At 72.2% G+C, this 23,752-nt stretch carries 20 protein-coding genes; 10 read left to right on the top strand and 10 right to left on the bottom strand.

The genetic code is table 11. The features are described 5' to 3' along the window. Positions 1–46 precede the first annotated feature (46 nt). Both ABGB10_RS16495 and ABGB10_RS16490 read right to left on the bottom strand, forming a co-directional pair. A complete protein-coding gene (locus tag ABGB10_RS16495; RefSeq protein WP_347661702.1) occupies positions 47–1,015 on the bottom strand; it encodes a chlorophyllase in 969 nt (322 codons plus the stop codon). 180 nt (positions 1,016–1,195) lie between these two features. Next, positions 1,196–2,089, bottom strand: coding sequence for an alpha/beta hydrolase (locus ABGB10_RS16490; RefSeq protein WP_347661701.1), 894 nt, complete (start codon positions 2,087–2,089; stop codon positions 1,196–1,198). Positions 2,090–2,245: 156 nt separating this feature from the next. Between ABGB10_RS16490 and ABGB10_RS16485 the strand changes: the two genes are divergently transcribed. Further along, entirely contained in the window at positions 2,246–2,416 is a 171-nt protein-coding gene (locus ABGB10_RS16485) for a hypothetical protein (RefSeq protein ID WP_347661700.1), read from the top strand. Positions 2,417–2,438: 22 nt separating this feature from the next. Here the strand turns inward: ABGB10_RS16485 and ABGB10_RS16480 are convergent, their stop codons facing one another. The 7 genes from ABGB10_RS16480 to ABGB10_RS16450 form a co-directional block, all read right to left on the bottom strand. After that, entirely contained in the window at positions 2,439–3,554 is a 1,116-nt protein-coding gene (locus ABGB10_RS16480; protein WP_347661699.1) for an acetate kinase, read from the bottom strand. Beyond that, complete coding sequence (gene pta, locus ABGB10_RS16475; RefSeq protein ID WP_347661698.1) at positions 3,551–5,629, bottom strand: phosphate acetyltransferase; 2,079 nt, start codon at positions 5,627–5,629, stop codon at positions 3,551–3,553. The genes ABGB10_RS16480 and pta overlap by 4 nt, the downstream gene beginning before the upstream one ends. A gap of 135 nt (positions 5,630–5,764) precedes the next feature. After that, positions 5,765–5,950 (bottom strand): DUF6104 family protein, encoded by a 186-nt coding sequence (locus tag ABGB10_RS16470; RefSeq protein WP_088987811.1) that lies wholly within the window; start codon positions 5,948–5,950, stop codon positions 5,765–5,767. A gap of 110 nt (positions 5,951–6,060) precedes the next feature. Next, positions 6,061–9,828 (bottom strand): multifunctional oxoglutarate decarboxylase/oxoglutarate dehydrogenase thiamine pyrophosphate-binding subunit/dihydrolipoyllysine-residue succinyltransferase subunit, encoded by a 3,768-nt coding sequence (locus ABGB10_RS16465; RefSeq protein WP_347661697.1) that lies wholly within the window; start codon positions 9,826–9,828, stop codon positions 6,061–6,063. Positions 9,829–10,089: 261 nt separating this feature from the next. Further along, entirely contained in the window at positions 10,090–10,914 is an 825-nt protein-coding gene (locus ABGB10_RS16460; RefSeq protein WP_347661696.1) for an ABC transporter permease, read from the bottom strand. Continuing rightward, positions 10,911–11,846, bottom strand: a complete 936-nt coding sequence (locus tag ABGB10_RS16455; RefSeq protein WP_347661695.1) for an ABC transporter ATP-binding protein — start codon at positions 11,844–11,846, stop codon at positions 10,911–10,913. The genes ABGB10_RS16460 and ABGB10_RS16455 overlap by 4 nt, the downstream gene beginning before the upstream one ends. A 141-nt stretch (positions 11,847–11,987) precedes the next feature. After that, positions 11,988–12,635, bottom strand: coding sequence for a hypothetical protein (locus ABGB10_RS16450; RefSeq protein ID WP_347661694.1), 648 nt, complete (start codon positions 12,633–12,635; stop codon positions 11,988–11,990). Positions 12,636–12,784: 149 nt separating this feature from the next. On the opposite strand from ABGB10_RS16450, the gene ABGB10_RS16445 reads away from it, so the two are divergent. The 9 genes from ABGB10_RS16445 (at position 12,785) to ABGB10_RS16405 (ending at position 22,224) form a co-directional block, all read left to right on the top strand. Then, positions 12,785–13,561, top strand: coding sequence for a GNAT family N-acyltransferase (locus tag ABGB10_RS16445; RefSeq protein ID WP_347661693.1), 777 nt, complete (start codon positions 12,785–12,787; stop codon positions 13,559–13,561). Then, positions 13,558–14,490, top strand: coding sequence for a lysophospholipid acyltransferase family protein (locus ABGB10_RS16440; RefSeq protein ID WP_347661692.1), 933 nt, complete (start codon positions 13,558–13,560; stop codon positions 14,488–14,490). The genes ABGB10_RS16445 and ABGB10_RS16440 overlap by 4 nt, the downstream gene beginning before the upstream one ends. 230 nt (positions 14,491–14,720) lie before the next feature. Continuing rightward, positions 14,721–15,545 carry a DUF4097 family beta strand repeat-containing protein gene (locus tag ABGB10_RS16435; protein ID WP_347661691.1) on the top strand — a complete coding sequence of 275 codons (825 nt, stop codon included), beginning with the start codon at positions 14,721–14,723 and terminating at the stop codon, positions 15,543–15,545. Then, positions 15,542–16,153, top strand: coding sequence for a PadR family transcriptional regulator (locus ABGB10_RS16430; protein ID WP_347661690.1), 612 nt, complete (start codon positions 15,542–15,544; stop codon positions 16,151–16,153). Before ABGB10_RS16435 ends, ABGB10_RS16430 begins: the two co-directional genes overlap by 4 nt. 85 nt (positions 16,154–16,238) lie before the next feature. Beyond that, positions 16,239–16,940: a response regulator transcription factor gene (locus tag ABGB10_RS16425; RefSeq protein ID WP_030336721.1), complete on the top strand. Its 702-nt coding sequence runs from the start codon at positions 16,239–16,241 to the stop codon at positions 16,938–16,940. Next, positions 16,937–18,493: a HAMP domain-containing sensor histidine kinase gene (locus tag ABGB10_RS16420; protein ID WP_347661689.1), complete on the top strand. Its 1,557-nt coding sequence runs from the start codon at positions 16,937–16,939 to the stop codon at positions 18,491–18,493. The genes ABGB10_RS16425 and ABGB10_RS16420 overlap by 4 nt, the downstream gene beginning before the upstream one ends. Before the next feature lie 62 nt (positions 18,494–18,555). Continuing rightward, positions 18,556–20,157 carry a trypsin-like peptidase domain-containing protein gene (locus ABGB10_RS16415; protein WP_347661688.1) on the top strand — a complete coding sequence of 534 codons (1,602 nt, stop codon included), beginning with the start codon at positions 18,556–18,558 and terminating at the stop codon, positions 20,155–20,157. Positions 20,158–20,342: 185 nt separating this feature from the next. Continuing rightward, positions 20,343–21,011, top strand: coding sequence for a BON domain-containing protein (locus ABGB10_RS16410; RefSeq protein ID WP_347661687.1), 669 nt, complete (start codon positions 20,343–20,345; stop codon positions 21,009–21,011). Between the two features lie 157 nt (positions 21,012–21,168). After that, positions 21,169–22,224: a glycosyltransferase family 4 protein gene (locus ABGB10_RS16405; RefSeq protein ID WP_347661724.1), complete on the top strand. Its 1,056-nt coding sequence runs from the start codon at positions 21,169–21,171 to the stop codon at positions 22,222–22,224. A 37-nt stretch (positions 22,225–22,261) separates the two neighbouring features. On the opposite strand, the gene ABGB10_RS16400 is transcribed toward ABGB10_RS16405, so the two are convergent. Next, entirely contained in the window at positions 22,262–23,683 is a 1,422-nt protein-coding gene (locus ABGB10_RS16400) for a protein kinase (RefSeq protein WP_347661686.1), read from the bottom strand. Between the last annotated feature and the right edge of the window lie 69 nt (positions 23,684–23,752).

Genomic DNA, 23,752 nt, shown 5'->3' with positions numbered 1-23,752 from the left:
GGGGGGGGGGGGGGGGGGGGGGGGGGGGGGCGGGGGCGTCGGGTGGTCAGAGGTGGTCGTCGAAGGTGGCGATGTCGCCGCGCGTGGCGTCCGTGGAGATGCGCTTCTTGGCCGCCGCGTCGCCGTACAGCGACCAGCGGAGGAACTCGACGGACGTGTCCGAGACCAGCCGCAGCGTCGCGCTGTCGCCGAGAAGCGCCCGTCCGTGGTCGCCCTTGGGCAGGCTCAGCATCGCCTTGGGCCACGGCACCTTGTCGTACGCGGCCTTGCCCGCCGCGTACTCGACCACCTCGTCCAGCTCACCGTGCACGAACAGTTGCGGCGCGGCCGCACCGGCGAACGCCGTGCCCACCCCGAGCGCCGTGCCGGCGAACACCACACCCGCGTCCAGCCGCTCGTCCCGACCGGCGGTGAAGAGCCCGATGGTGGTCACCCCGCCCGCCGAGTGCCCGGCTGCGGCCACCCGCTCGCCGTCCAACCGGCCGCGCAGCGAGTCGCCGGCCGTGCCGTCCAGCGCCAACACCTGGTCCAGGGCGTACGACACGTCGGCTGGTTGGTTGAGCACGTCGAGGACGTTGTTGTCGGCACCCTTGGAGGTGTGCGGGAACGTCGGCGCGGCCACCACGAAACCGGCCCCCGCCCAGCGGGTCAGCAGCTTGGCGTAGTCGTCCGGTCGCCCACCCAGGCCGTGACTGAACATCACCACCGGGAACCGGCCCTCCGCGGCCGTCGCGGACTGCGTGGCCGCGCCGCCGGACTGCCCGGCCGCCGGGTACCACAGCGTCGTCGGCAGCGCTCGGCCGTCCCGGTTCAGCTTCAGTTGGCGTACGCCGACCGCGAAGGTGTTCTTCGGGGCGGCTCCGGCGGGGACCTGCGGGGTCGGCGTGGCGGCGGTAGTCGGCTCGGCCGGCGGGGCCTGCCCACTCTGACCAGGACGGGTGTCCGCTGAGCAACCGACCAGACCGGCGATGAGTACGGCGCTGGCGACCAGTGCGGAAGTGACACGACGCGACATGAATGCGATTGTGCCCTGTCCGGCAGGCGTACTCGGCAGTGTTCGGCACGGTGTGCCCGTGCGCTCACCCGCCGTTCGGCCGGGAACGTCGGCCGGGCCGGCCTCGCGCAGCTGGGCCGCCGTACCGGCGGGTGCGCGGATGGGACCGGCCGCCCACCGGGGCGTCGGGATCCGGCGGTCTCAATGGGCCGGGCGGGACTCGTAGCGGGTCAGGGGGGAACGCGCGACGGCGGGCAGCCGGGCACCGGCCGCCCGGTCGCCGTAGAGGGTCCAGCGGAGGAAGTCGGTGGTGGTGGCGACGACCGGGGCGAACCCCGGGTGGCCCGGCGTCAGGTACGCCCCGTGGTCCTGCCCCAACAGGCTGAGGAACGCGGCTGGCCCTCGGGTGCGCCGGTACGCCGCCCGGCCGACCGTCAGCGGCACCACCGCGTCGGCCGTGCCGTGCACGAAGAGCACCGGCGCGGCCAGCCCCGCGAAGCTGCCGGGCAGCCCACCCCCGGCGATGATGATCCCGGCGCGTAACCGGGCCGGGTGCCCCTCGCTGAACATGCCGGAGGTGGTGAAGCCACCCGCCGAGTGCCCGGCGGCGGCGACCGCAGTCAGGTCCAGGTGCCCGGCGAGCGGGTCGTCGTGGCTCCGGTCGAGACGGCCCAGATGCCGAATCAGCCGCCAGGCGTCGGCGGGCTGGTTGCGGACGTCGGCCCGGCTGAACTGGGCTGCACCCTGGCGGGTGTGCGGGTACGCGGGCGCGGCCACCACGAAACCGGCCGCCGCCCAGCGGGTGGTCAACCCGGCGTGCAGGTCGGGTCGGCTGTGCAGCCCGTGGCTGTAGATCACCACCGGGAACCGCCCGGCCGCCACCCCGTCGGTCGACACCGGATACCAGATGGTCACCGGCAGTGGGCGCGCCGAGCGCGGATCGAGGGTGAGCGTACGCACGCCGACGGCGTACGACCCCTCGGGCGCTCGACGCGCTGACGCTGGCCCGTTGGCCTGATCGGCCTCGGGGGTCGCCGACGCGCAACCAGCCAACAACGCCGTCATCAGCACGGCGATCAGCCGCCCCGCCCCCATCGTTCCACGGTAGGTGCCCGGGCGGGCGTAGCCACCCCACCGTCCGGCCCGGCCGAACCCGCCACCCGGTCGGCTCACGTCGGCCGGCCGGGTCCAGCTTGGGACGACGCGGGCCGGGGGCGGTACGGCGTGACCAGCTTCGCTAGGGTCACCGGCATGGCTGAGAACTACACCGACCCCAGCGGCAACACCGAGGCGTTCCGTGCCTTCTCCCAGACGCCGGAGGCCGCAGCGCCGACGGAGGCCCCGTCCCGGCTCCCTCTGATCGTCGGTGCGGTGGTCGTCGTGCTGGTGGTGGCCGTCGTCGCCTGGTTCGCGTTGGGCTGACCCGAGCGTTGGGCTGACCTGTTCACCCGCCCTCCACCACGTCCCGGGTCTGCCGGGCGATCTCCCGCTCCTCGTCGGTGCGGATGACGCAGACGCTCACCTCTGCCTCGTCGGGTGAGATCACCCGGTCGCCCTCGCCGTCGTTGCGGGTGCCGTCGACGCTGATGCCGAGCCGTTCCAGGCCGGCCAGCGCGGCGGCCCGCACCGGTGCGGCGTGCTCGCCCACCCCGGCCGTGAACGCGATCGCGTCGACGTGGCCGAGCAGCGCGTAGTACGCCCCGACGTAGCCGGTGATGCGCCGGCAGTACACGTCGAAGGCCAACGTGGCCGCCTGGTCGCCGGCCGCCCGGCGTTGCAGCACCTCGCGCATGTCGTTGGCGCCGGTCAGCCCGAGCAGGCCACTGCGGTGGTTGAGCAGGTCGTCGATGTCGTCGACCGACAGCCCGCCCTCCCGGCGCAGGTGGAAGATCACGGTGGGATCGATGTCGCCGCTGCGGGTGCCCATCACCAGCCCTTCGAGGGGCGACATGCCCATCGAGGTGGCGACGCTGCGCCCGTTCTGCACCGCGCAGGCACTGGCCCCGTTGCCCAGGTGCAGGGTGATGATGTTGAGCTGGTCGTACGGGCGGCCCAGCAACTCGGCGGTGCGGCGGGACACGTACGCGTGCGAGGTGCCGTGGAAGCCGTACCGGCGGATGTCGTACCGCTCGGCGGTGTCCCGGTCGATCGCGTACGTCGCGACGGCCTCCGGCAGGGTGTGGTGGAACGCGGTGTCGAAGACGGCGACCTGCGGGACGTCCGGCAGCGCCGCCCGGGCCACCTCGATGCCGGCCAGGTTCGCCGGGTTGTGCAGCGGGGCGAGCGGCACCAGGCCCTTGATCGCGGCCAGCACCGCGTCGTCGACCACCACCGGTGCGCTGAAGGTCCGGCCGCCGTGCACCACCCGGTGCCCGACTGCGGCCAGCCCGGTCAGGTCCAGCCCGTCGAGGATCTGCCGGACGGCGCTGGCGTGGTCCGGAGGGCCGCCGCCGGGTTCACCGATCCGCTCGACGGTACCGTGGTCGAGCGCCCGTTCCCCGTCGTAGCGACGCCACTTGACCGACGACGACCCGCAGTTGAGCACGAGCACTCGACTCATGACGCCTCCTCACTGGCCGCCTGGATGGCCGTGATGGCCACCGTGTTGACGATGTCCGGCACTCCCGCGCCGCGGGACAGGTCGTTCACCGGCCGCCGCAGGCCCTGCATCACCGGGCCGACGGCGACCGCCCCGGCGGAGCGCTGCACAGCCTTGTAGGTGTTGTTGCCGGTGTTCAGGTCCGGGAAGATGAAGACCGTGGCGTGACCGGCGACCGGGCTGCCCGGCAGCTTCGTCGCCGCCACCGCCGGGTCGATCGCCGCGTCGTACTGGATCGGCCCCTCGACCAGCAGGTCGGGCCGGCGCTCCCGGACCAGGGCGGTCGCCGCGGCGACCTTCTCCACGTCCTCGCCGGCGCCGGAGCTGCCGGTGGAGTACGACAACATGGCCACCCGGGGTTCGATGCCGAACCGGGCGGCGGTGTCGGCCGACGAGATCGCGATGTCGGCGAGCTGCGCGGCGTCCGGGTCGCGGTTGACCGCGCAGTCGCCGTAGACCAGCACCCGGTCCGCGAGCAGCATGAAGAAGACGCTGGAGGCCACCGAGACCTCCGGCACGGTACGGATGATCTCGAACGCCGGTCGGATGGTCGCGGCGGTGGTGTGCGTGGCGCCGGAGACCATTCCGTCGGCTCGTCCGGTGGCCACCATCAGGGTGCCGAAGTAGTTGGGTTGCGCCACGATGTCGTGCGCCAACTCGGCGGTGACGCCCCGGTGGGCGCGCAGCCGCGCGTACTCGACCGCGAAGTCGTCCCGCCAGCCGCTGGTGACCGGGTCGACCACGTGCGCGTCACCGAGGTCGATGCCCAGCTCACGGGTCCGCCGGGCGACGTCGTCCGGCCGTCCGAGCAGGGTCAGCTCGGCCACTCCACGCCGCAGCAGGATCTCCGACGCGCGCAGGATCCGGTCCTCGGTGCCCTCCGGCAGCACCAGGTGCCGACGTTGCGAACGGGCCCGGTCGATCAACTCGTTCTCGAACATCAGCGGGGTGACCCGCGCCGAGCGGCTGACCCGCAACCGGCGGGCCAGGTCGTCGGTGTCCACGCAGCGCTCGAACGCGCCCAGTGCCGCCTCCACCTTGCGCGGGTTGGCCGCGCTGGGCCGACCCTCGATCCGGCTGGACGCGGCCACCGTGTCGTAGCTGTCGCTGCCCACGGAGAGCACCGCCAACCCGGTGTTCAGGCCCTCCACCAGTCGCATGACCCGGGGGTCGGGCTGCTCGCCGAGGGTGAGCACCAGCCCGGCCACCGACACCTGCCCGGCCACGTGCGCGGCGCTCGCGGCGACGAGCAGGTCGGCCCGGTCCCCGGGGGTGATCACCAGGGCGCCTTCGGTGAGGTGGTCCAGCAGGGTCGGCACGTGCGCGGCACCGACCACGAAGTCCAGCACGTCCCGGCCGAGGGCGGCGTCGTCCCCGGCCAGCAGGGTGGCGCCCAGCGCCGCCGCCACCTCGGCCACCGTCGGCGCCGACACGCTCGGCACCTCCGGGATGGCGTACGCGGGGACCGGCAGGTCGGGCAGCGTCATCGGCTCGGTCACCCGGTTGGCGATGACCGCGAGCACCGTCGCGCCCAGGTCGGCCAGATCGTGGTACGCCCCGCGTACCGCCGCCGCCACCGCGGCCGGCTCCTGACCGAAGCCGTCCACCACCGGCACCACGACACTGCCGAACTCGGTGGCCAGCCGGGCGTTGAAGGCCAGCTCCCGGGGGTGGGCGGGGTCGCCTGGGTCGTCGAAGTCGCTGCCCACCACGACGACCGCCGGGCACTGCCGTTCCACCGCCCGGTACCGCTCGACGACGGCGGAGATCAGCTCCTCACGCCGGCCGTCGGCGACCAGCGCGGCTGCCTCGGCGTACGTGGCCCCGGCCAGTTCGGCGAGCGGCACCTCGACCCGGTAGCGCTCGCTGAGCAGGGCAAGGATCGGATCCGCGCCGCTGGAGGCCACCAGCGGTCGAAACACGCCGATCTGCCCCACCTGGCGAGACAGCAACTCCGCCAGACCGAGGGCGACAGTCGACTTCCCCCCACCGGACCCCACGCTCGTCAGATACACACTTCGAGCCACAGCCCCCACCCTAGAAGATCGCGAACCCCCAAACCCGGGCCCTTCGCCCCTCCCCGCCTTGGTGATCAAGAGGTTTGCGTCATGATCGGGGCCGGACGTGACGCAAACCTCTTGGTCACCGGCGTCAACGGGGTGGCGGTGGGGTCAGGCGTCGTCGTCGTCGGGGTCGTCCAGGCGGGCCAGGTACGTGGCCAGGCGTTCGATGGGGGTCTCGAAGTCGGGGTTGAGGTCGACGAAGTCGCGCAGGCGCTCGCCCAACCACTCCAGGGTCACCTGCTCGTCGCCCCGGCGCTCGACCAGTTCCTCGATGCCACGGTCGGTGAAGTACACGGCGTACGTCCTCGTGCTCGGCCCGGCGGGTGGCCGGGCGGATGGACCGACGCGAGCCGGGGCAGGACCGTGGGAAACGGCCCTGCCCCGGCTCGCGTGGTGCGGTCAGGTCACGGGCGGGGGAGAGCCGCCTCGATCAGCGCGGTCTGCTCGACCTCGTGGGTCTTGGCCGAGCCGACCGCCGGGGCGGCCGCGGCCGGGCGGGAGATCCGCCGCAGGCGCACGTCGGTCAGGTGCTCCAGCAGGTTGAGCGCGACGAACGACCAGGCACCCTGGTTGGCCGGCTCCTCCTGCACCCAGGCGAAGTCCTCCGCGTTCGGGTACTGCGCCAGGGCAGCCCGAATCTCCTCCACCGGCAGCGGGTACAGCTGCTCGATCCGGAGGATCGCCGTGTCGGTGACGCCGCGCTCCTGCCGGGCCTGGAACAGGTCGTAGTAGACCTTGCCGGAGCAGAGCAGCACCCGCTTCACCGCCTCCGGCGCCGGAGCGGCCGTGTCGCGCAGCACCGGCTGGAAGGTGCCGGTGGTGAAGTCCTCCACCGAGGAGACGCAGAGCTTGTGCCGCAGCAGCGACTTCGGCGTGAACACCACCAGCGGCTTGCGCTTGGGCGACAGGGCCTGGCGGCGCAGCAGGTGGAAGTAGTTCGCCGGGGTGGTCGGGATGGACACCCGCATGTTGTCCTCGGCGCACATCTGCAGGAACCGCTCCGGCCGGCCGGAGGTGTGGTCCGGGCCCTGACCCTCGTGGCCGTGTGGCAGCAGCAGGGTGACCGCGGAGCGCTGGCCCCACTTCACCTCACCCGACGAGATGAACTCGTCGATCACCGACTGGGCGCCGTTGACGAAGTCGCCGAACTGGGCCTCCCAGGCGACGAGGGCGTTGATGTTCTCGACCGAGTAGCCGTACTCGAAGCCCATCGCCGCGTACTCGCTGAGCAGCGAGTCGTGAATGAAGAACCGGGAGCGCTCGCCGTCGCCGGTGAGTGACTTGAGCGGCAGGTAGTCGTCGCCGGTGCGGGAGTCGACCACCGAGGCGTGCCGCTGGACGAACGTGCCACGGCGCGAGTCCTGACCGGCGAGCCGGACGGTGACCCCGTCGTGCAGCAGCGACCCGAGCGCGATGATCTCGCCGAAGCCCCAGTCGATGTTGCCCTCGACGGACATCTTGGCCCGCCGGTCGAGCAACTGCTGGATCCGCTTGTGCGGGGTGAAGCCCTCGGGCAGGTTGATGTGCGCCTCGCCGATGGCCTTCACCACGGACGCGTCGGTGGCGGTGTCGACCTGCGGCTCCGGCTCCTCCTCGCGGCGCGGCCGGTTGAGCTGGCGCGGCGCAGAGGCGGCGTCCCGGGTGGCCTTGAAGACCTTCTCCAGCTGCGCCTGGTAGTCACGCAGCAGCTCTTCCGCGTCCTCCACGGTGATGTCGCCGCGACCGATCAGCTCCTCGGTGTAGAGCTTGCGGACCGAGCGCTTCGAGTCAATGATCTTGTACATCTGGGGGTTGGACATCGACGGGTCGTCGCCCTCGTTGTGCCCGCGCCGGCGGTAGCAGACCATGTCGATCACGACGTCCTTGTTGAACGTCTGCCGGTATTCGAACGCCAGCCGGGCCACCCGGACCACGGCCTCGGGGTCGTCGCCGTTGACGTGGAAGATCGGCGCCTGGATCATCCGGGCCACGTCGGTGCTGTAGAGGCTGGACCGGCTGTATTCCGGGGCGGTGGTGAAGCCGACCTGGTTGTTGACCACCACGTGCACGGTGCCGCCGGTGCGGTAACCGCGCAGCTGGGACAGGTTGAGCGTCTCGGCGACCACACCCTGCCCGGCGAACGCGGCGTCACCGTGCACTGCCAGCGGCAGCACGGTGTAGCCCTCCAGCTTGAGGTCGATCCGGTCCTGCTTGGCCCGGACGATGCCCTCCAGCACCGGGTCGACGGCCTCCAGGTGCGACGGGTTGGCCACCACCGACACCTTGACCGCGTGCTCGCCGTCGGGGGTGGTGAACTTGCCGTTCTGACCCAGGTGGTACTTCACGTCACCGGAGCCCTGCGTCGAGCGCGGGTCCAGGTGGCCCTCGAACTCCGAGAAGATCTTCTCGTACGGCTTGCCGACGATGTTGGCCAGCACGTTGAGCCGGCCCCGGTGGGCCATGCCGATGACGACCTCGTCCAGGCCGTTCTCGGCGGAGGACTCCAGGACCTCACCGAGCAGCGGGATCAGCGACTCGCCACCCTCCAGCGAGAAGCGCTTCTGGCCGACGTACTTGGTCTGCAGGAAGGTCTCGAACGCCTCGGCGGCGTTGAGCCGGTTGAGCACGTGCTTCTGCTCGTCGGCCGACGGCTTCTCGTACTTGCGCTCGATGCGCTCCTGGACCCAGCGCCGCTCCTCCGGGTCCTGGATGTGCATGTACTCGATGCCGACCCGGCGGCAGTACGAGTCGCGCAGCACCCCGAGGATCTCGCGCAGCTTCATCCGCTGCCGGCCGGCGAAGCCGTTGACCGGGAACTCCCGGTCCAGGTCCCACAGGGTCAGCCCGTGCTGGAGGACGTCCAGGTCGGGGTGCTTGCGGATCTTGAACTCGAGCGGGTCGGTGTCGGCCATCAGGTGACCGCGCACCCGGTACGCGTGGATCAGCTCGTGCACCCGGGCGGTCTTGTTGATCTGACCCTCGGAGCTGACCGCCACGTCGCGCATCCAGCGCACCGGCTCGTACGGGATGCGCAGCGCGGTGAAGATCTGGTCGTAGAAGCCGTGCTCGCCCAGGATCAGCTCGTGCATCACCTTGAGGAACTCGCCGGACTGCGCGCCCTGGATGATCCGGTGGTCGTACGTGCTGGTCAGCGTGATGATCTTGCTGACGGCCAGCTCGGCCAGGGTGGCCTCGGACATGCCCTGGTAGGGGGCCGGGTATTCCATCGCGCCGACGCCGATGATCGCGCTCTGCCCCTGCATCAGCCGCGGCATCGAGTGCACGGTGCCGATGCCGCCCGGGTTGGTCAGCGAGATCGTGGTGCCGGAATAGTCCTCCATGGTCAGCTCGTTGCGCCGCGCCCGCCGGACCACGTCCTCGTACGCCTGCCAGAACTGCCGGAAGTCCATCTGCTCGCAGCCCTTGATGGAGGGGACCACCAGGTTGCGGCTGCCGTCCGGCTTGGCCAGGTCGATCGCGATGCCGAGGTTGACGTGTGCCGGGCGGACCACCGCCGGCTTGCCGTTGGCCTCGGCGAAGGAGTTGTTCATCTCCGGGTGCTGGACCAGCGCCCGGACCATCGCGTAACCGACCAGGTGGGTGAAGCTCACCTTGCCACCGCGCCCCCGGGCGAGGTGGTTGTTGATCACGATGCGGTTGTCGACGAGCAGCTTGGCCGGGACCGCGCGGACGCTGGTCGCGGTGGGCACGCTCAGCGAGGCGTCCATGTTCTGGACGATCTTCGCGGCGACGCCACGCAGCGGCGTGGTCTGCGGACCGTCCGCGGTCGGCGCGGCGGCCTTGGCGGCCGGCTTGGCCGGGGCGGCCTTCTCCGGCGCGGCCTTGGGCGCGGCCGGGGCGGCGGCGGGCTTGGCCGGTGCCGACTGGGCGGTGGCCGGCTTCACGGCGGTCGGCGCGCTCGCCGGCTTCGCCGTGGTGCTCGGCTGGCTGACCTTCGCGGCAGCCTCCGGCTGGCCGTCCGGCTCAGGAGCGGCGGCTGGCTTGTCCGACGACTCGGCCCCACGCGGGGTGGCCGCTCCGGGCGCCGGTCGGTAGTCGGCGAAGAAGTCGTGCCAGGCCGAATCGACGCTCGTTGGGTCGGCGAGGTACCGCTGGTACATCTCCTCGACGATCCACTCATTCGGGCCGAAACCCGCTAGTGGGTTCTCCTGCGAAGTCTGCTGGGTCGACACGGCCGGTAATCGCCTCTTTCACGCGGGTTTGTGTGGCACGCGGTGTGTCCCTCGCGCCCGGTTAGGGAGCGCGGACTGGACGGTTCCCAGGCTACGCCGTACCGATCCCGCAGGCATTTCCGCCTCGGTCCCGTGGCCGGTTTCACAGAAGATGCCAGAAGTTCACCAACCGCTGCGTGGTCGTTCGGCGACTGGTAAGGCCGGCGGGACCGAGGCGTTGCGGGGGTGGCGGCGGGGCTGCCGCCGCCACCCCGGCACCGGTCAGGAGATGTCGCGTCGACGCATCAGCAGGGTGCCGACCAGGCCGGTCACCACCGCGTACCCGATCAGTACGGCGGCGCCCGCCCAGCGCGGGGGGTTGCCCGGGATGTCCGCCCCGGTGACCATCAGCGACGAGGCGAGCGACGGCACCAGCAACTGGAGGTTGTTGATCCAGTCACCCCACCGCTCGGCCAGGATGGCGATCACGAAGATGGCGCCGATCGAGCCGCCCAGGTAGAGCAGGATGCCGGTCACGGTGGCACCGATCTGGCTGCGGATCAGCACGCCGATGCCGACGCCGAACACGGCCCAGAGCAGGTACGCGAGCAGGTTCAACCCGATCGCCCGCCAGGCCGCGTCGTTGCCCAGTTGTGATTCCACCCCGACCGCGTTCAGCACCGCCGAACCGGCGACCAGGTTGAGCGCGGTGGTCACCAGCCAGAACAGCAGCGCCAGCACACCCGCCGCGACCAGCTTGGCGCTCATCACGGCGGTGCGGTGCGGGTTGGTGAGGAACGTGGTGGTCACCGTCTGGTGGAAGAACTCGCTGGTCACCACGATGATGCCGAGCAGCATCACGATCAGCAGGCCGAAGAACTGCCCGGTGGTGAACAGGTTCGACGCGAGTGCGTCCGTACTGGCCGCCGCCTCGAACTGTGCGGCCTGCTCGGCCGACACGTCGCCGAGGTTGCCGCTGGTCAGCGCGTCAGCCTGCAACCAGTTGATGAGCAGGGTGAGCGCCCAGAGCGGCAGGGTGATGAGCGCGAAGATCCACCAGGTGTTGGTGGTACGGATCTTGAGCAGCTCGGATCGGACCAGGTTCATCGGATGCCCGCCTTTCCGGCCGTCAGCTCCAGGAAGACCCGTTCCAGGTCGGGCCGTTCGGTGGTCAGTTCGTGCAGCTCCACACCGGCGGCGAGGGCGGCGCGGCCGATCGTCGGGGCGTCCACCCCGGCGACCAGCAGGACGCCCTGCTCGTCGACGTCCACGGTCGCCGACTGCGCCTTCAGGGCGGCGGTCAACGCCTCGGCCTGCGGCGTACGCACCCGGACCCGGGCACCCTGGGCCATCGACCCGAGCACCTGGTCGACCGGACCCTGCCGGACCAGCTGGCCGGCCGCGATGATGACCACGTCGTCGGCGAGCAGCTGCATCTCCGACAGCAGGTGGCTGGAGACCAGCACCGTACGGCCCTCGTGGGCGAGGTTCTTGAGGAACCCACGCATCCACCGGATGCCCTCCGGGTCGAGCCCGTTGGCCGGCTCGTCCAGGATCAGCACCCGGGGGTCACCGAGCATCGCGGCGGCGATGCCGAGCCGCTGCTTCATGCCCAGCGAGTAACCCTTGAACTTGCGCTTCGCCGCCGGGGTCAACCCGACCAGTTCCAACACCTCGGCGGCCCGCTGCCTGGGCAGCCCGGCCGCCGCGCAGATCACCCGCAGGTGGTTGATGCCGGTGCGGCCCTTGTGCGCGCTGGAGGCCTCCAGCACCGCGCCGACGTGCCGCAGCGGGTCGGCGAGGTCGGCGTACCGGCTGCCGCTGATGGTGGCCGTGCCGGCGGTTGGCGTGACCAGGTTCAGCAACATGCGCAGCGTGGTGGTCTTGCCGGCGCCGTTCGGGCCGAGGAAGCCGGTCACCCGCCCCGGCGCCACGGTGAAGGACAGGTTGTTCACCGCCCGGACGCTCTTGTACTGCTTTGTCAGACCGGACACCACGATCTGACCGTCGCTGGTGGGGCTTCTCTGCCCGTCAGTCATCGTTCTCCTCCCGTGCGTGGCGTCGAGGTACGCCGTGGCACAGCGTGACGGCCCATGGCAACAAGGTCAATCAGGCGCGGTCCGTATGTCCTGATCCGTCTCAGGGTGGAGGCGGGTCCTCCCTGCGGTTGACGATCGGGATCAGCGGGCGATCCAGGTCGCCCGTGCCGCGCCCAGCAGCGCACCGTCCGGGCCGTACAGGCTGGTGTGCACGAGCGCCTTACGCCCGTCGACGCCGAGCAGCGCCCCGGTCACCACGCACTCGTCGCCGGGCTCCGGCAGCGCCGCGACCACGGCGGCGATCCGGCCCAGCAGGTACGGGCGGCCCGGCGCGAGCACCGTCCACCCGCCGGGGCAGTCCAGCGCCGCCCAGACCGTGGCCTCGCTGACCCGCTCGGGAGCCCGGAACGGCGCGGCGGTCCGTCCGTCCGGCAGTCGACCGGGAAAGATCCGCAGCCCGTCCGGCCGTTGCGGCCCGCAGACGTAACAGCCGGGGAACGGATGCTCGACCAGGCCGGGGTAGCGGGCCGCGGCGGCCACCGCGGTCTCCAGGTCGACCGGGGGTACGACGGCATCGACGGTCCCTGCCGGGCGTACCTCGGCCACCAGCTCCCCGGCCGGGTCGCGGACTTCGCCGTCGACCAGGCTCAGCTCGGTCTCCAGTGGCGGTGGCCGGCGCAGCGTCACCTCGACCGGCCCGGTGCCGCCTGCCCCGGTGGCGAAGATCCCGGCGCTCCAACCGCCGTTGCCGGAGCCGGCGGGCCCGTTGTAGCGGGACTCGATGCGCATCGTCGACCTCCGGTGGGGCGCGCCGGCGTCGTCGCCGGTCCGTCCCGCAGCCTCGCACGGTCGGGGTGGGAGCCATCTGCCGGCCGGCGTTCATCCTGCCGACACCAGTGGTCCCCGTGAATGGCAACCCGGGCACCTACACAGGTCCCATGGCCGTTCTGCATGCCGCTGGCGCACCCCTGAAGACCAGCGGATACACCCTGCTGATCGCCGACGACCCCACCCAGGTCGCGGCCGCGCAACGCCTGCGCCACGAGGTGTTCGCCACCGAGCTCGGCGCCACCCTCCTTCCCGGCGAGGCCGGGTTGGACGTGGACCCCTTCGACGCGTACTGCGACCACCTGATCGTCCGCGAGGACAGCACCGGCGCGGTGGTCGGCACCTACCGGCTGCTGCCGCCCGGCCGTACCGACCGGCGGTACGCGGAGGACGAGTTCGACCTCACCGCGCTCGACTCCCTCCGCGACGACCTGGTGGAGACGGGCCGGTCCTGTGTGCATCCGGACCACCGCTCCGGTGCGGTGATCAACCTGATGTGGGCTGGCCTCACCCGCTACCTGCATCTGCGCGGTTCCCGCTGGCTCGGCGGCTGCGCCTCGGTGCCGGTGGACGACGGTGGGCGGACGGTCACCGAGGTCTGGGCCCAGGCGCAGACCCGGCACCTGTCGCCGCCGCCGCTGCGGGTCCGCCCGCTGCGACCCTGGTTCGCCGAGCCGGCCGCCGCCGCGCCGGTGACCGCCACCGAGCCGGCCGGGCGAGTCGTGGTGCCGCCGCTGCTGCGGGGCTACCTCCGGCTCGGGGCGTGGATCTGCGGCGAACCGGCGTACGACCCCGACTTCGGGTGCGCGGACTTCTACGTGCTCTTCTCACTGGACCGGATGAACCCGCGTTACCTGCGGCACTTCCTGGGCGGGGAGCAGCGGTGACCGCCGTGGCCCACGACCTGTGGCGGCCCTCCTCGGGCTGCGACGACGACTGCCTGCCGGCGGCCGGCGAGGTGCCCACGGTGCCGGTGGCCCGTCGGGTGCTGCGGTTGGTCGCGGCGGCCGGCATGCTGGTGGCCGGGGTCGGCCTGGTGCTGCTCCTGCCGGTGCTTCCGACCCGGGAACGGCAGGCGGCGGTACGCGGCTGGGCCCGGGCCACCACTCGCGCCTTCGGCGTCCGGCTGGTGATCCGGGGTCGGCTGCCGCGACGGCGGGCGCTGCTGGTCGCCAACCATGTCTCGTGGTTGGACATCCTCGCGGTGCTGGCCGTCGCGCCCACCCGGATGGTCGCGAAGCGGGAGATCCGGTCCTGGCCGGTGGTCGGCCTGTTGGCGGCGGCGGCGGGCACGGTCTTCGTGGACCGGTCCCGGCCGCGGGCACTGCCGAACACCGTCGGCCGGGTCGCCGACGCCTTGCGCGCCGGCCGGTCGGTGGCGGTCTTCCCGGAGGGTACGACCTGGTGTGCGGGTGACGGCGCCGACGACTGCCGCCCCGGCGGTGGTTTCCGGCCCGCGACGTTCCAGGCGGCCATCGACGCGGGTAGCCCGGTGGTGCCGCTGCGGCTCGCCTACCGCTGTGACGCCATCGGCTCCGCGACCACGGCGACAGCCTTCCTCGGTGCGGACACCCTGCTGCGGTCGGTGGCCCGGGTGGTCGCGGCGCGGGAGATCGTGGTCTCGGTGACGATCACCGCAGCGCTGCACCCCGCCCGTGACGCCGACCGGCGGTTGCTGGCCCGGGCGGCCGAGTCGGCCGTACACCTGATGCCCGCGCCGGCGGCGCGGACCCGGCTGCGGCCGGTCCCCACGGCGACCCCGGCGGTCTCGGTCCCGACGCCGGTCTCCGGTCGCGAGCTCGACCTGGCGGCCTGAGCAAGGCCGCGCCGCGCCGGCGGCCCGGCCGCGCGGAATCGCAGAGCAAGATCCGCGCAACTTCGGAGAAGGTGCTGCATCCCTCGCGCCTGAGGCAGCGCCATCGGCGAAGTTGCGCGGATCTTGGCGCGCGGTGGCCCGACAACTCGCGACCTATCTTGTGTGTCGCGATGTATCGCGTTATGGTCTCCCTGTGGCGCGTGTCCGCGCGTCGTCGAGAGGGGGACGGCATGGCCGGGTGGACGATCGAGAGCCCGCAGCGGCTCACCATGGACGGCCCGGTCACCCGGCTCGACGTCCGGCTGGTGAGCGGGCGGCTCAATGTGGTCGCCGCCGACGGTCCGACCCGGATCGACGTCACCCAGGTCGGCCGTCGGCCGGTCCTGGTCGAGCACTCCGACGGCCGGCTCAGCATCCGCCAGGAGCGCGGCCGGGGCTGGTCGGAGGTCCTGCGGTGGTTTCGGATGATCCATCGCTATCCGCGAGTGGACGTCTCCGTCGCCGTGCCCGCCGACGTCCTCGCCGATCTGGGCCTGGTCGCGGGCTCGCTGGTCGCCTCCGGCCTGCGCCGGCAGACCACGGTGCACGTCGTCTCCGGCCAGATCACCCTGATGGGCCTGCGCGGCAACACCTCCGCGACCATCACCTCGGGGCCGGTGGAGGCGCTCGGCGTCCGGGGCGACCTCACGCTGGAGACGGTCTCCGGGGAGGTGATCCTCGCCGACAGTGCCGCCGACCGGGTGCGGGCGCAGACCGTCTCCGGCGCGATCACCTGCGACCTGGACAACCCTCGGCGCAGCGAGATCCGGTTGACCACCATCTCGGGTGGCATCACCGTCCGGGTCCGCGAGGACAGCGACCTCGCCGTCCAACTGCACACCGCCTCCGGCCGGATCACCAGCGGCTTTCCGCAGATCCGCACCTCGACGTTTCCACTGCGCAGCAGCGAGGGAGTGCTCGGAGCGGGCGAAGGTAAGCTCTGGGCTTCCGCGACCTCGGGGAGCATCGCCCTGCTCGCCCGAGCCGTCGACGACGATGGGGAGGAACTGCCGTGACCGCCGTGTTCAGCCACGGACGGCTCCGGCTCTACCTGCTCAAGCTCCTCGACGACGGCCCGAAGCACGGGTACGAGCTGATCCGCCTGCTGGAGGACCGGTTCCTCGGGCTCTACGCGCCCAGCGCCGGCACCATCTATCCCCGCCTGCAACGGCTGGAGGCCGAGGGCCTGGTCAGCCACACCGCAGCCGGCGGCCGCAAGACGTACGACATCACCGACGCCGGTCGTGCCGAGCTGCACCAGCGGGCCGGCGAGTTGACCGAGCTGGAAGCCGACATCGCCGCCTCGGTGGCGGACCTGTCCAGCCTGGCCGGCGAGATCCGCAGCGAGGTACGCGGGTCGGTGCGCGACCTCAAGCGGGAGCTGAGCGAGGCCACCCGGCAGACCCGGCGTACCCGGTGGGAGACGCCCTCGCCGCCGCCCCGGCCGGCGTCGGCCGCCGGGCCCCACGCCGCGCTGCTCGACGAGTTCGACCAACGGCTGGCCGCGTTCACCACCGAGGTGGGTCGACTCGTACGCGCCCGACGGTTCAGCGAAACGCAGCTACGCACCGCGATCCGGCTGCTCGACGGTGCCCTGGACGGGCTGCGCCGCCTGCTGCGCTGAGCCGGGTCGGCAGCCGGCCGCGACTCACAGGGTTTTTGCAGGAACCGTCCAGCGCCGACGCAGTCGCGTCACCGATGATGGGCCCATGCCCGCTACCCAGACCGAGGCGCGACTCCTCGTGGTCGAGGACGACCCCAACATCCTCGAACTGCTCTCCGCGAGCCTGCGGTTCGCGGGCTTCGACGTGGCCACCGCGACAAGTGGGAGCGCGGCGCTCAACGCCGCCAAGGATCACCGGCCCGACCTGGTGGTGCTCGACGTGATGCTCCCCGACCTGGACGGCTTCGAGGTCATCCGGATGCTCCGCGAGGGCGGCACGCGTACCCCGGTGGTCTTCCTGACCGCCCGGGACGCCACCGACGACAAGATCCGTGGCCTCACCCTGGGCGGCGACGACTACGTCACGAAGCCGTTCAGCCTGGAGGAGTTGACCGCCCGGATCCGCGCCGTGCTGCGCCGCACCACGACCGGCGAGCAGGCACCCTCCCGGCTCACCTTCGCCGACCTGGAGTTGGACGAGGAGACCCACGAGGTGCACCGGGCCGGGCAACGCGTGCAGCTCTCGCCGACCGAGTTCAAGCTGCTGCGGTACCTGATGCTCAACGCCAACCGGGTGCTGTCCAAGGCGCAGATCCTCGACCACGTCTGGAACTACGACTTCCGGGGCGACGACAACATCGTCGAGTCCTACATCTCGTACCTGCGCCGCAAGGTCGACACCACCCAGCCCCGGCTGATCCACACTCTGCGCGGCGTCGGGTACGTCCTGCGCAAGCCGGCGGCGTGAACGCGGTCCAGCACGCGAAGGGACGGGTACGCGGCGTTCCACTGCGGATCAAGCTGGTCACCTCGGTGCTGGCGCTGGTCGCCGTCGCGCTGCTGGTGATCAGTTCGCTGACCGCGTACTTCCTGCGCAACTACCTGGAGGGCCAGGTCGATGGGCAGGTCCGGTCGACCGCCCAGGGCCTCGGCCAGTTTCTCCCGAAGCTGCGCACCGGTGAAGTTGGCGCGATGCTGCCCAGCGACTACGTCGTCATCGTGGCCGACGAGCAGCAGGTGTACCGACCCCAGTACGACGGCCGCAGCTTCGGCCCCGACCAACTGCCCGCCTTCCCCACCACTCGCTCGGGTTTCGAGGCCGCGGAGGGCGAGCCGCGGACCGTTCGGTCCCACGACGGCTACACCCGCTGGCGGGTCTACTACGCCCCCCAGCGGGACGGCTCGGTGCTGGCCGTGGGTCAGCCGCTGACGGACGTGGACCGGGCGGTGAAGCAGCTCGTCTGGATAGACCTCCTGGTCGGCGGCGCGGTGCTGATCATGCTGGCCTCGGTCGGCGCGGCGATCGTCCGGACCAGCCTCAAGCCCCTCGTCGAGATCGAACAGACCGCCGCCGCGATCGCCGGGGGCGACCTGACCCGCCGGGTGCCCGACCCGGAGGAGGGCCAGGCCGAGCCGACCTCGGAGCTGGGCCGGCTCTCCCGTGCGCTGAACGCGATGCTCACCCAGATCGAGGCGGCGTTCACCGCCCGAGCCGCGTCGGAGACCTCGGCCCGGTGGGCGGAGAGCGCCGCCCGGGACGCCGCCGCCGCCGCTCAGGCCTCTGAGGCGCGAGCCATCCGCTCCGAAGAGCGGATGCGGCAGTTCGTCGCGGACGCCTCGCACGAACTGCGGACCCCGTTGACCACCATTCGCGGCTTCGCCGAGCTGTACCGGCAGGGTGCGGCCCGCGCGCCGGAGCAGACCGCCGGCCTGCTGCGCCGCATCGAGGACGAGGCGGCCCGGATGGGGCTGTTGGTGGAGGACCTGCTGCTGCTCGCCCGGCTGGACCGGGAACGGCCGCTCTCGCTGACTCCGGTGGAGCTGCCGGTGCTCGCCTCCGACGCGGTGCACGCCGCGCGGGCGATCGCCCCGGATCGGAGCATCGAGCTGGAGATCGCACCCGACGCGGGCCCGCTCGTCGTCTCCGCCGACGACGCGCGGCTGCGACAGGTGATCGGCAATCTGGTCACCAACGCGTTGACCCACACCCCTACGGACGCCGAGATTCGCGTGCGGTTGCACAGCGAACCGGGTGGCTTCGCCGTGGTGGAGGTGGCCGACACCGGCCCGGGCCTCTCCCCGGAGCAGGCCGAACGGGTCTTCGAGCGGTTCTACCGGGCCGACGCGGCGCGGACCCGGCGGGCCGACGGCAACACCAGCACCGGCCTCGGCCTGGCCATCGTGGCGGCGCTGGTCGCGGCACACCACGGCTCGGTCGAGGTGGCCGAGACGCCCGGCGGCGGGGCGACCTTCCGGGTCCGGCTGCCGCTGCTGCCACAGGCCGACGAGGCCGACGAGTGACTTTCAGCCAACTTCCAGGACGGTTCCAGCTTGATCGCAGTGCTGGGGGAGAAGGTAGTGCCATGACCGAGTTCGAGTCCGACCCGCAGCGCCGGCCGGCCCCCACCGACGCCGAGCCGTCGCACCCCACCGCCGAGCTGCCGCGCGACGAGCGCGTGCAGTCCGACTCCCCGACAACCCCCATCGAGGTCGTCTCCACCGCCGGTGACGACACGCCGACCAGCGCCATCACCCCGGCCGGGTACGCCGGCTCCGCCGCGCCCGCCGACCAGCCGACCGCCGCTCAGCCGACCGGGTACGAGCCGCCGACCGGCTACCAGCCCTCGGCCGCCACTCCGTCCGCACCGCCGTACCCGGTCTCCGGCCACCCGGCGCCCGGCCAGCCCGGCTACCCACAGCCGGCCGCCGGCCACTACCCCGGTGCTCCCTGGTACCAGGGCCAGCAGTCCGGCTGGGCCGGCGGGGGCCAGCCGGGCATGGCGTACGCCCAGCACCAGCAGCACCCCGGGCAGCACCCGCAGCACCCGCAGCACCCCGGACAGCACCCGGGCCAGCCGGTTCCGCCGTGGGGCCCGCAGGTCGCGCCGCCCGGCAGCGGCCCCCGGCCGGGTCGGATCGCCAAGTTCGCCGGTGCCGGCGTCGCGGTGTTCGCCCTGATGCTCGGTTCCGGCGTGGCCGGCGGGGCGCTCGCGCTCGCCCTCGACGGCGACAGCGGTGGCATCACCCGTACCTACTCCGCAGCGCCGGTGATCAACGGCGCGGACCTGCCGAAGATCGCCGCGTCGGTGCAGGACAGCGTCGTCTCGATCACCACCGACAGCGGTGAGGGCTCCGGAGTGGTGCTCAGCGCCGACGGGTACGTGCTGACCAACAACCACGTGGTCGCCTCCGCCGCCGGCGGCAACGTGCTGGTGATCTTCGCGGACGGCAAGAAGGTCGAGGCGAAAGTCATCGGCACCGATCCGAAGACCGACCTCGCCGTGGTCAAGGCCAACGGGGTGAACGATCTCAAGCCGGCCAAGTTCGGTGACAGCGACGCGATGCAGGTCGGTGACCAGGTCCTGGCCCTGGGCAGCCCGCTCGGCCTGCAAGGCTCGGTGACCTCGGGCATCCTCAGCGCCCGCGACCGCACCATCCGGGCCGGTGAGGGTCAGCCGCAGGACCCGACCCAGCAGCAGAGCCAGACCGTCAGCTCGATCTCGGGGCTGCTCCAGACCGACGCGCCGATCAACCCCGGCAACTCCGGCGGCGCGCTGGTCAACACCCGGGGCGAGGTGATCGGCGTCAACACCGCCATCGCGACCTCCGGGCAGAGCACCGGCAACATCGGCGTCGGCTTCGCCATCCCCAGCAACAAGGCCAAGGACGTCGCGGGCAAGCTCCAGCGCGGCGAGAAGGTCAGCCACCCGTCGCTCGGGGTCGGCGTCAACCAGGCCGAGGGCGGCGGCGCGCTCGTCGCGTCGGTCACCCCGGGCAGCCCGGCCGAGAAGGCCGGCCTGCAGCGCGGCGACGTCGTCACCCGGTTCGGCGAGAAGCCGGTCAACGACTCCGACGACCTGGTCGGCGCGGTGCAGGCCGGCAAGGTCGGCGACCGGGTCGAGGTGCAGTTCAAGCGCAACGGCGACGAGAAGACCGTGACCGTGACGCTCGCCGAGACGCCCTGACACACATCTGAACCTGCCTCCTCCCTCCGGCGGCGGGTGGCGGGGCCGAGGGGGTCGGCTCCGTCACCCGCCGCTCTTTTCCGCCCGGACGGCGGTTCACCCGGATCGGGTGAACCGCCGTCACCCGGTTCTCCGGCACGTTCGGCGGACGAGTCTCGGCGACCGGAACCCGGGGGTGGGATGTCATGACCGGCGTGGTGGATGTCCGCGACGACCAGCGGATCCAACGCGACGTCCTGGCGGAACTCGCCTGGGACGCCCAGCTCCAACCGAACGAGATCGGCGTGAGCGTCGACCAGGGTGTGGTCACCCTGACCGGCTTCGTGGACGGTGCCGCCCGCAGCTGGGCCGCGACGCGGTGCGCCCAGCGGGTTCGCGGAGTCCGGGCGGTTGCCGACGAGATCGAGGTGCGGCTGCCCGGTACGCCGGGGCGTACCGACGCCGAGGTCGCCATCGCCGCCGCCCGCGCGCTGGAGTGGGACAGTTTCGTGCCCGCCGAGCGGCTGGACGTGACAGTGGCCAACGGGTGGCTGATGCTCCGCGGTGAGGTCGAGTTCGGGTGGCAGCGGCGTGCCGCCGAGGGGGAGCTGCGCCGGCTCGACGGCGTACGGGGGATCACCAACCTGATCGAGGTACGACCGTCGGCGCCGCCGGCCGAGCGGCTGCGTCGGGACGTGCAGCGGGCGCTGGCGCGCACCATCGGGGCCGAGCGGGTGACCGTCGAGGTGGACGGCGACACGCTCGTCCTGGCCGGGGTGGTCCGCTCCTGGTGGGAACGTGACCAGGTCGAGCGGGTGGCCTGGTCCGCGCCGGGCGTACGGGTGGTGCACGACCACCTTCTGGTGGGCGGGTGAGCGTCCGGCTTGTCCGGTTTATCCGGGGCATCTCTGGGAACTCGCCGCCGACCGATCCGACCGCCGGTGGCGTCGCACCGAGGACCAACGGGGAGGACTCGTGGCCCTGAACCACCCGCCCGCGGACCGGCCGACAGGGCGGTCGTTGCGCATCGCGATGGTGGTCCCGCCATGGTTGTCCGTGCCGCCGCCCGGCTACGGCGGCCTCGAACAGGTCGTCGCCGCCCTGGTGGACGCGCTCAGCGCGCAGGGACACGCGGTCACGCTGTTCGGTGCCGGCAACGACCACGGCACGGCGGCCGACGGCTTCGTCTCCACAGTTCCCGAGGTCCAGTACGAGCGGCTCGGCGAGTCCCTGCCGGAACTGGCCCACCTGGCCCGGGTGAACCGGCTGATCACGGCGGCCGACTTCGACGTGATCCACGACCACACCACGATCGGCCCGCTGGTCGCCGGCCGCCGGGCCGTGCCGACGGTCGCGACCGTGCACGGCAACCCGGTGGGGGAGTACGGCGACGTGCTGAGCGACGTCGACTCGGGCGTCGCCCTGGTGGCGATCTCGCACGCCCAACGCCGGTTGAACACCGACCTGCCCTGGGCCGGCACGGTGCACAACGCACTGGAGATCAGTGGTTTCCCGCGCAAGACCGAGCCCGGCCGGGGGCCGGTGCTGTGGTTGGCCCGGTTCAGCCCGGACAAGGGCCCGGAGGTCGCCATCCGGGCCTGCCGCGAGGCCGGGGTGCCCCTGCTGCTGGCCGGCAAGTGCAACGAGCCGGCCGAGCGTCGCTACTACGAGCAGGTCGTCGCGCCGCTTGTCGACGAGAACGTGACAGTCGTGCTCAACGCCGACCGCGCGGCGACGCTGCGGATGCTCGTCGACGCCCGTTGTCTGATCATGCCGATCCAGTGGGATGAGCCGTTCGGCATGGTGATGCTGGAGGCGATGGCGACCGGTACGCCGGTGGTGGCGCTCAACCGGGGTGCGGTGCCGGAGTTGGTGCGGCCCGGGCTGACCGGGCTGGTGTGTGACCGGCCGGAGGAGCTACCCGCCGCGGTGCGCGCGGTCGAACAGCTCGACCCAGAGGACTGCGTGGCGCACGTCGCGGAGAACTTCTCGGTCGAGCGGATGGCGGACGACTACGTCGAGGTCTACCGACGCTTCGCCGCCGGCCGGTACGGCATTCGCGAATCGGCCCGGGTCCCGGCCCGCTGATCTGTCCGGCTCGACCGCCCTCAGGAAACACGCACACCTAGACCCGGGCTGCCCCCAGCTCGACGATGGCGGCGTCGAGTCGAGACGCGTACCCCGGACTGATGGCTCCCTCGCCGAGGCGCACCGCGACCTTCTCGCGCAGCCGGGCCACCGGTGGTGCCAGCTCGTCGCGGCCGGAGCTGACCGCGGCGGTCAGGTTGCGCAGCTCGTTGCGCAGATCGAGGCCCACGTCGTCACGGATCTCCCCGGCGCCCAACCCGGCGCTGATCAGCCCGTCGACCCGACTGGCGGCCTCGACCAGGCTGCCCGGGCTCGACCTGGGCGCGTCGGTGCTCGGCCTCGTCGGCGGGGGCGTGGTCGGCTCCGACGACGCCGGGCCCGGTGGGTCGCTCGGCGAGGTAACCGTCGGGCCCACCGAGGGCTGCGTGCGGGGTGCCGATCGCTGCTCGGGCAGCAGGGCCACGCCGGCGAGCGTCACACCGACCGCCAGGATGAGCAGCAGCGCCAGCCGTCGTCGGGACCAACCCGACCCGGCCGCTGCCCCTTCGGACGTCGGTGCGACGTCGAACGACTGCGGGGGCAGGGGCTGGGTGGGCACCCGGTTGGTCGCGGTCGGGGGATCGGGCGGCAGCAGGTGGTCGCGTAACACGGTGGCGACCTGCCGGGCGGTCGGCCGATCGGCTGGATCCCGGGCGAGGCTGCGCAGGCAGATCCGGGCCACCGGCGGGGGCAGCTCCGGCAGCTCGGCGAGCGTCGGTGGCGGGCCGTTGGCCAGTGCGGCGCTGAGCTGCTCCCAGGTGTCGGCCGGGTACGGAACCCGGCCGGTGAGCGCCTCGTACAGCAGCACACCGAGTGAGTACACGTCGGTGGACGGCTGGGCCGGCGCGCCGTCGAGGCGTTCCGGTGCGACATAGGCAGGGGTGCCGAAGGTCTCGCCGTCCTCGTCCTCGTCCGGTGCGCCGATCCGGGTGGCGATGCCGAAGTCGAGCACCTTGACGCCCGTCCCGGTCATCATCACGTTGGCCGGGGTGATGTCCCGGTGCACGATGCCGAGCCGGTGCGCTGCGGCCAGTGCGTCCGCGACCTGCGCGCCCACCTGGACCGCCTCGGCCCACGGCAACGGCCCCTCGGTGAGGCGCAGCTCCAACTCCTCGCCGTCGAGCAGCTCCATCACCACGAACGAGGTGATCGACCCGTCCGGATCGACCGTCTCGCCGTAGTCGTGCACCGAGGTCAGATGCGGGTGCACCAACTGGGCGGCGGCCCGGGCCTCCTCGCGCACCATGCCCCGGAAACGCGCGTCGGCGGCCAGCGAAGGAGCGAGGACCTTGAGCGCGACCAGCCGGTCCAGCACCTCGTCCCGGGCACGCCAGATCACCGACATGCCGCCGGCGCCGATCTGGTCGAGAAGTCGGTATCTGCGAGCCAGCAACCGGCCCGGATGCAGTGCTGCCTTCACAGATCGCACCTGCCTCAGGGGTGGGAGCGGTATCAGGTTGCGCGAATGTGTCCTGCCTGTCAACGCCGT

The sequence above is a fragment of the Micromonospora sp. B9E7 genome, assembly GCF_039871815.1.
In the GTDB taxonomy this organism is placed as follows: domain Bacteria; phylum Actinomycetota; class Actinomycetes; order Mycobacteriales; family Micromonosporaceae; genus Micromonospora.
Note: the sequence above shows the minus strand (reverse complement) of the source record. Positions and strands in the feature narration are given on the sequence as shown.

Coding starts and splice junctions, on each gene's coding strand:
- ABGB10_RS16480 (WP_347661699.1), bottom strand. CDS start 3,554: ATGAGTCGAGTGCTCGTGCTCAACTGCGGGTCGTCGTCGGTCAAGTGG.
- ABGB10_RS16425 (WP_030336721.1), top strand. CDS start 16,239: ATGCCCGCTACCCAGACCGAGGCGCGACTCCTCGTGGTCGAGGACGAC.
- ABGB10_RS16415 (WP_347661688.1), top strand. CDS start 18,556: ATGACCGAGTTCGAGTCCGACCCGCAGCGCCGGCCGGCCCCCACCGAC.
- ABGB10_RS16460 (WP_347661696.1), bottom strand. CDS start 10,914: ATGAACCTGGTCCGATCCGAGCTGCTCAAGATCCGTACCACCAACACC.
- ABGB10_RS16445 (WP_347661693.1), top strand. CDS start 12,785: ATGGCCGTTCTGCATGCCGCTGGCGCACCCCTGAAGACCAGCGGATAC.
- ABGB10_RS16405 (WP_347661724.1), top strand. CDS start 21,169: ATGGTGGTCCCGCCATGGTTGTCCGTGCCGCCGCCCGGCTACGGCGGC.
- ABGB10_RS16485 (WP_347661700.1), top strand. CDS start 2,246: ATGGCTGAGAACTACACCGACCCCAGCGGCAACACCGAGGCGTTCCGT.
- ABGB10_RS16455 (WP_347661695.1), bottom strand. CDS start 11,846: ATGACTGACGGGCAGAGAAGCCCCACCAGCGACGGTCAGATCGTGGTG.
- ABGB10_RS16495 (WP_347661702.1), bottom strand. CDS start 1,015: ATGTCGCGTCGTGTCACTTCCGCACTGGTCGCCAGCGCCGTACTCATC.
- ABGB10_RS16450 (WP_347661694.1), bottom strand. CDS start 12,635: ATGCGCATCGAGTCCCGCTACAACGGGCCCGCCGGCTCCGGCAACGGC.
- ABGB10_RS16490 (WP_347661701.1), bottom strand. CDS start 2,089: ATGGGGGCGGGGCGGCTGATCGCCGTGCTGATGACGGCGTTGTTGGCT.
- ABGB10_RS16435 (WP_347661691.1), top strand. CDS start 14,721: ATGGCCGGGTGGACGATCGAGAGCCCGCAGCGGCTCACCATGGACGGC.
- ABGB10_RS16410 (WP_347661687.1), top strand. CDS start 20,343: ATGACCGGCGTGGTGGATGTCCGCGACGACCAGCGGATCCAACGCGAC.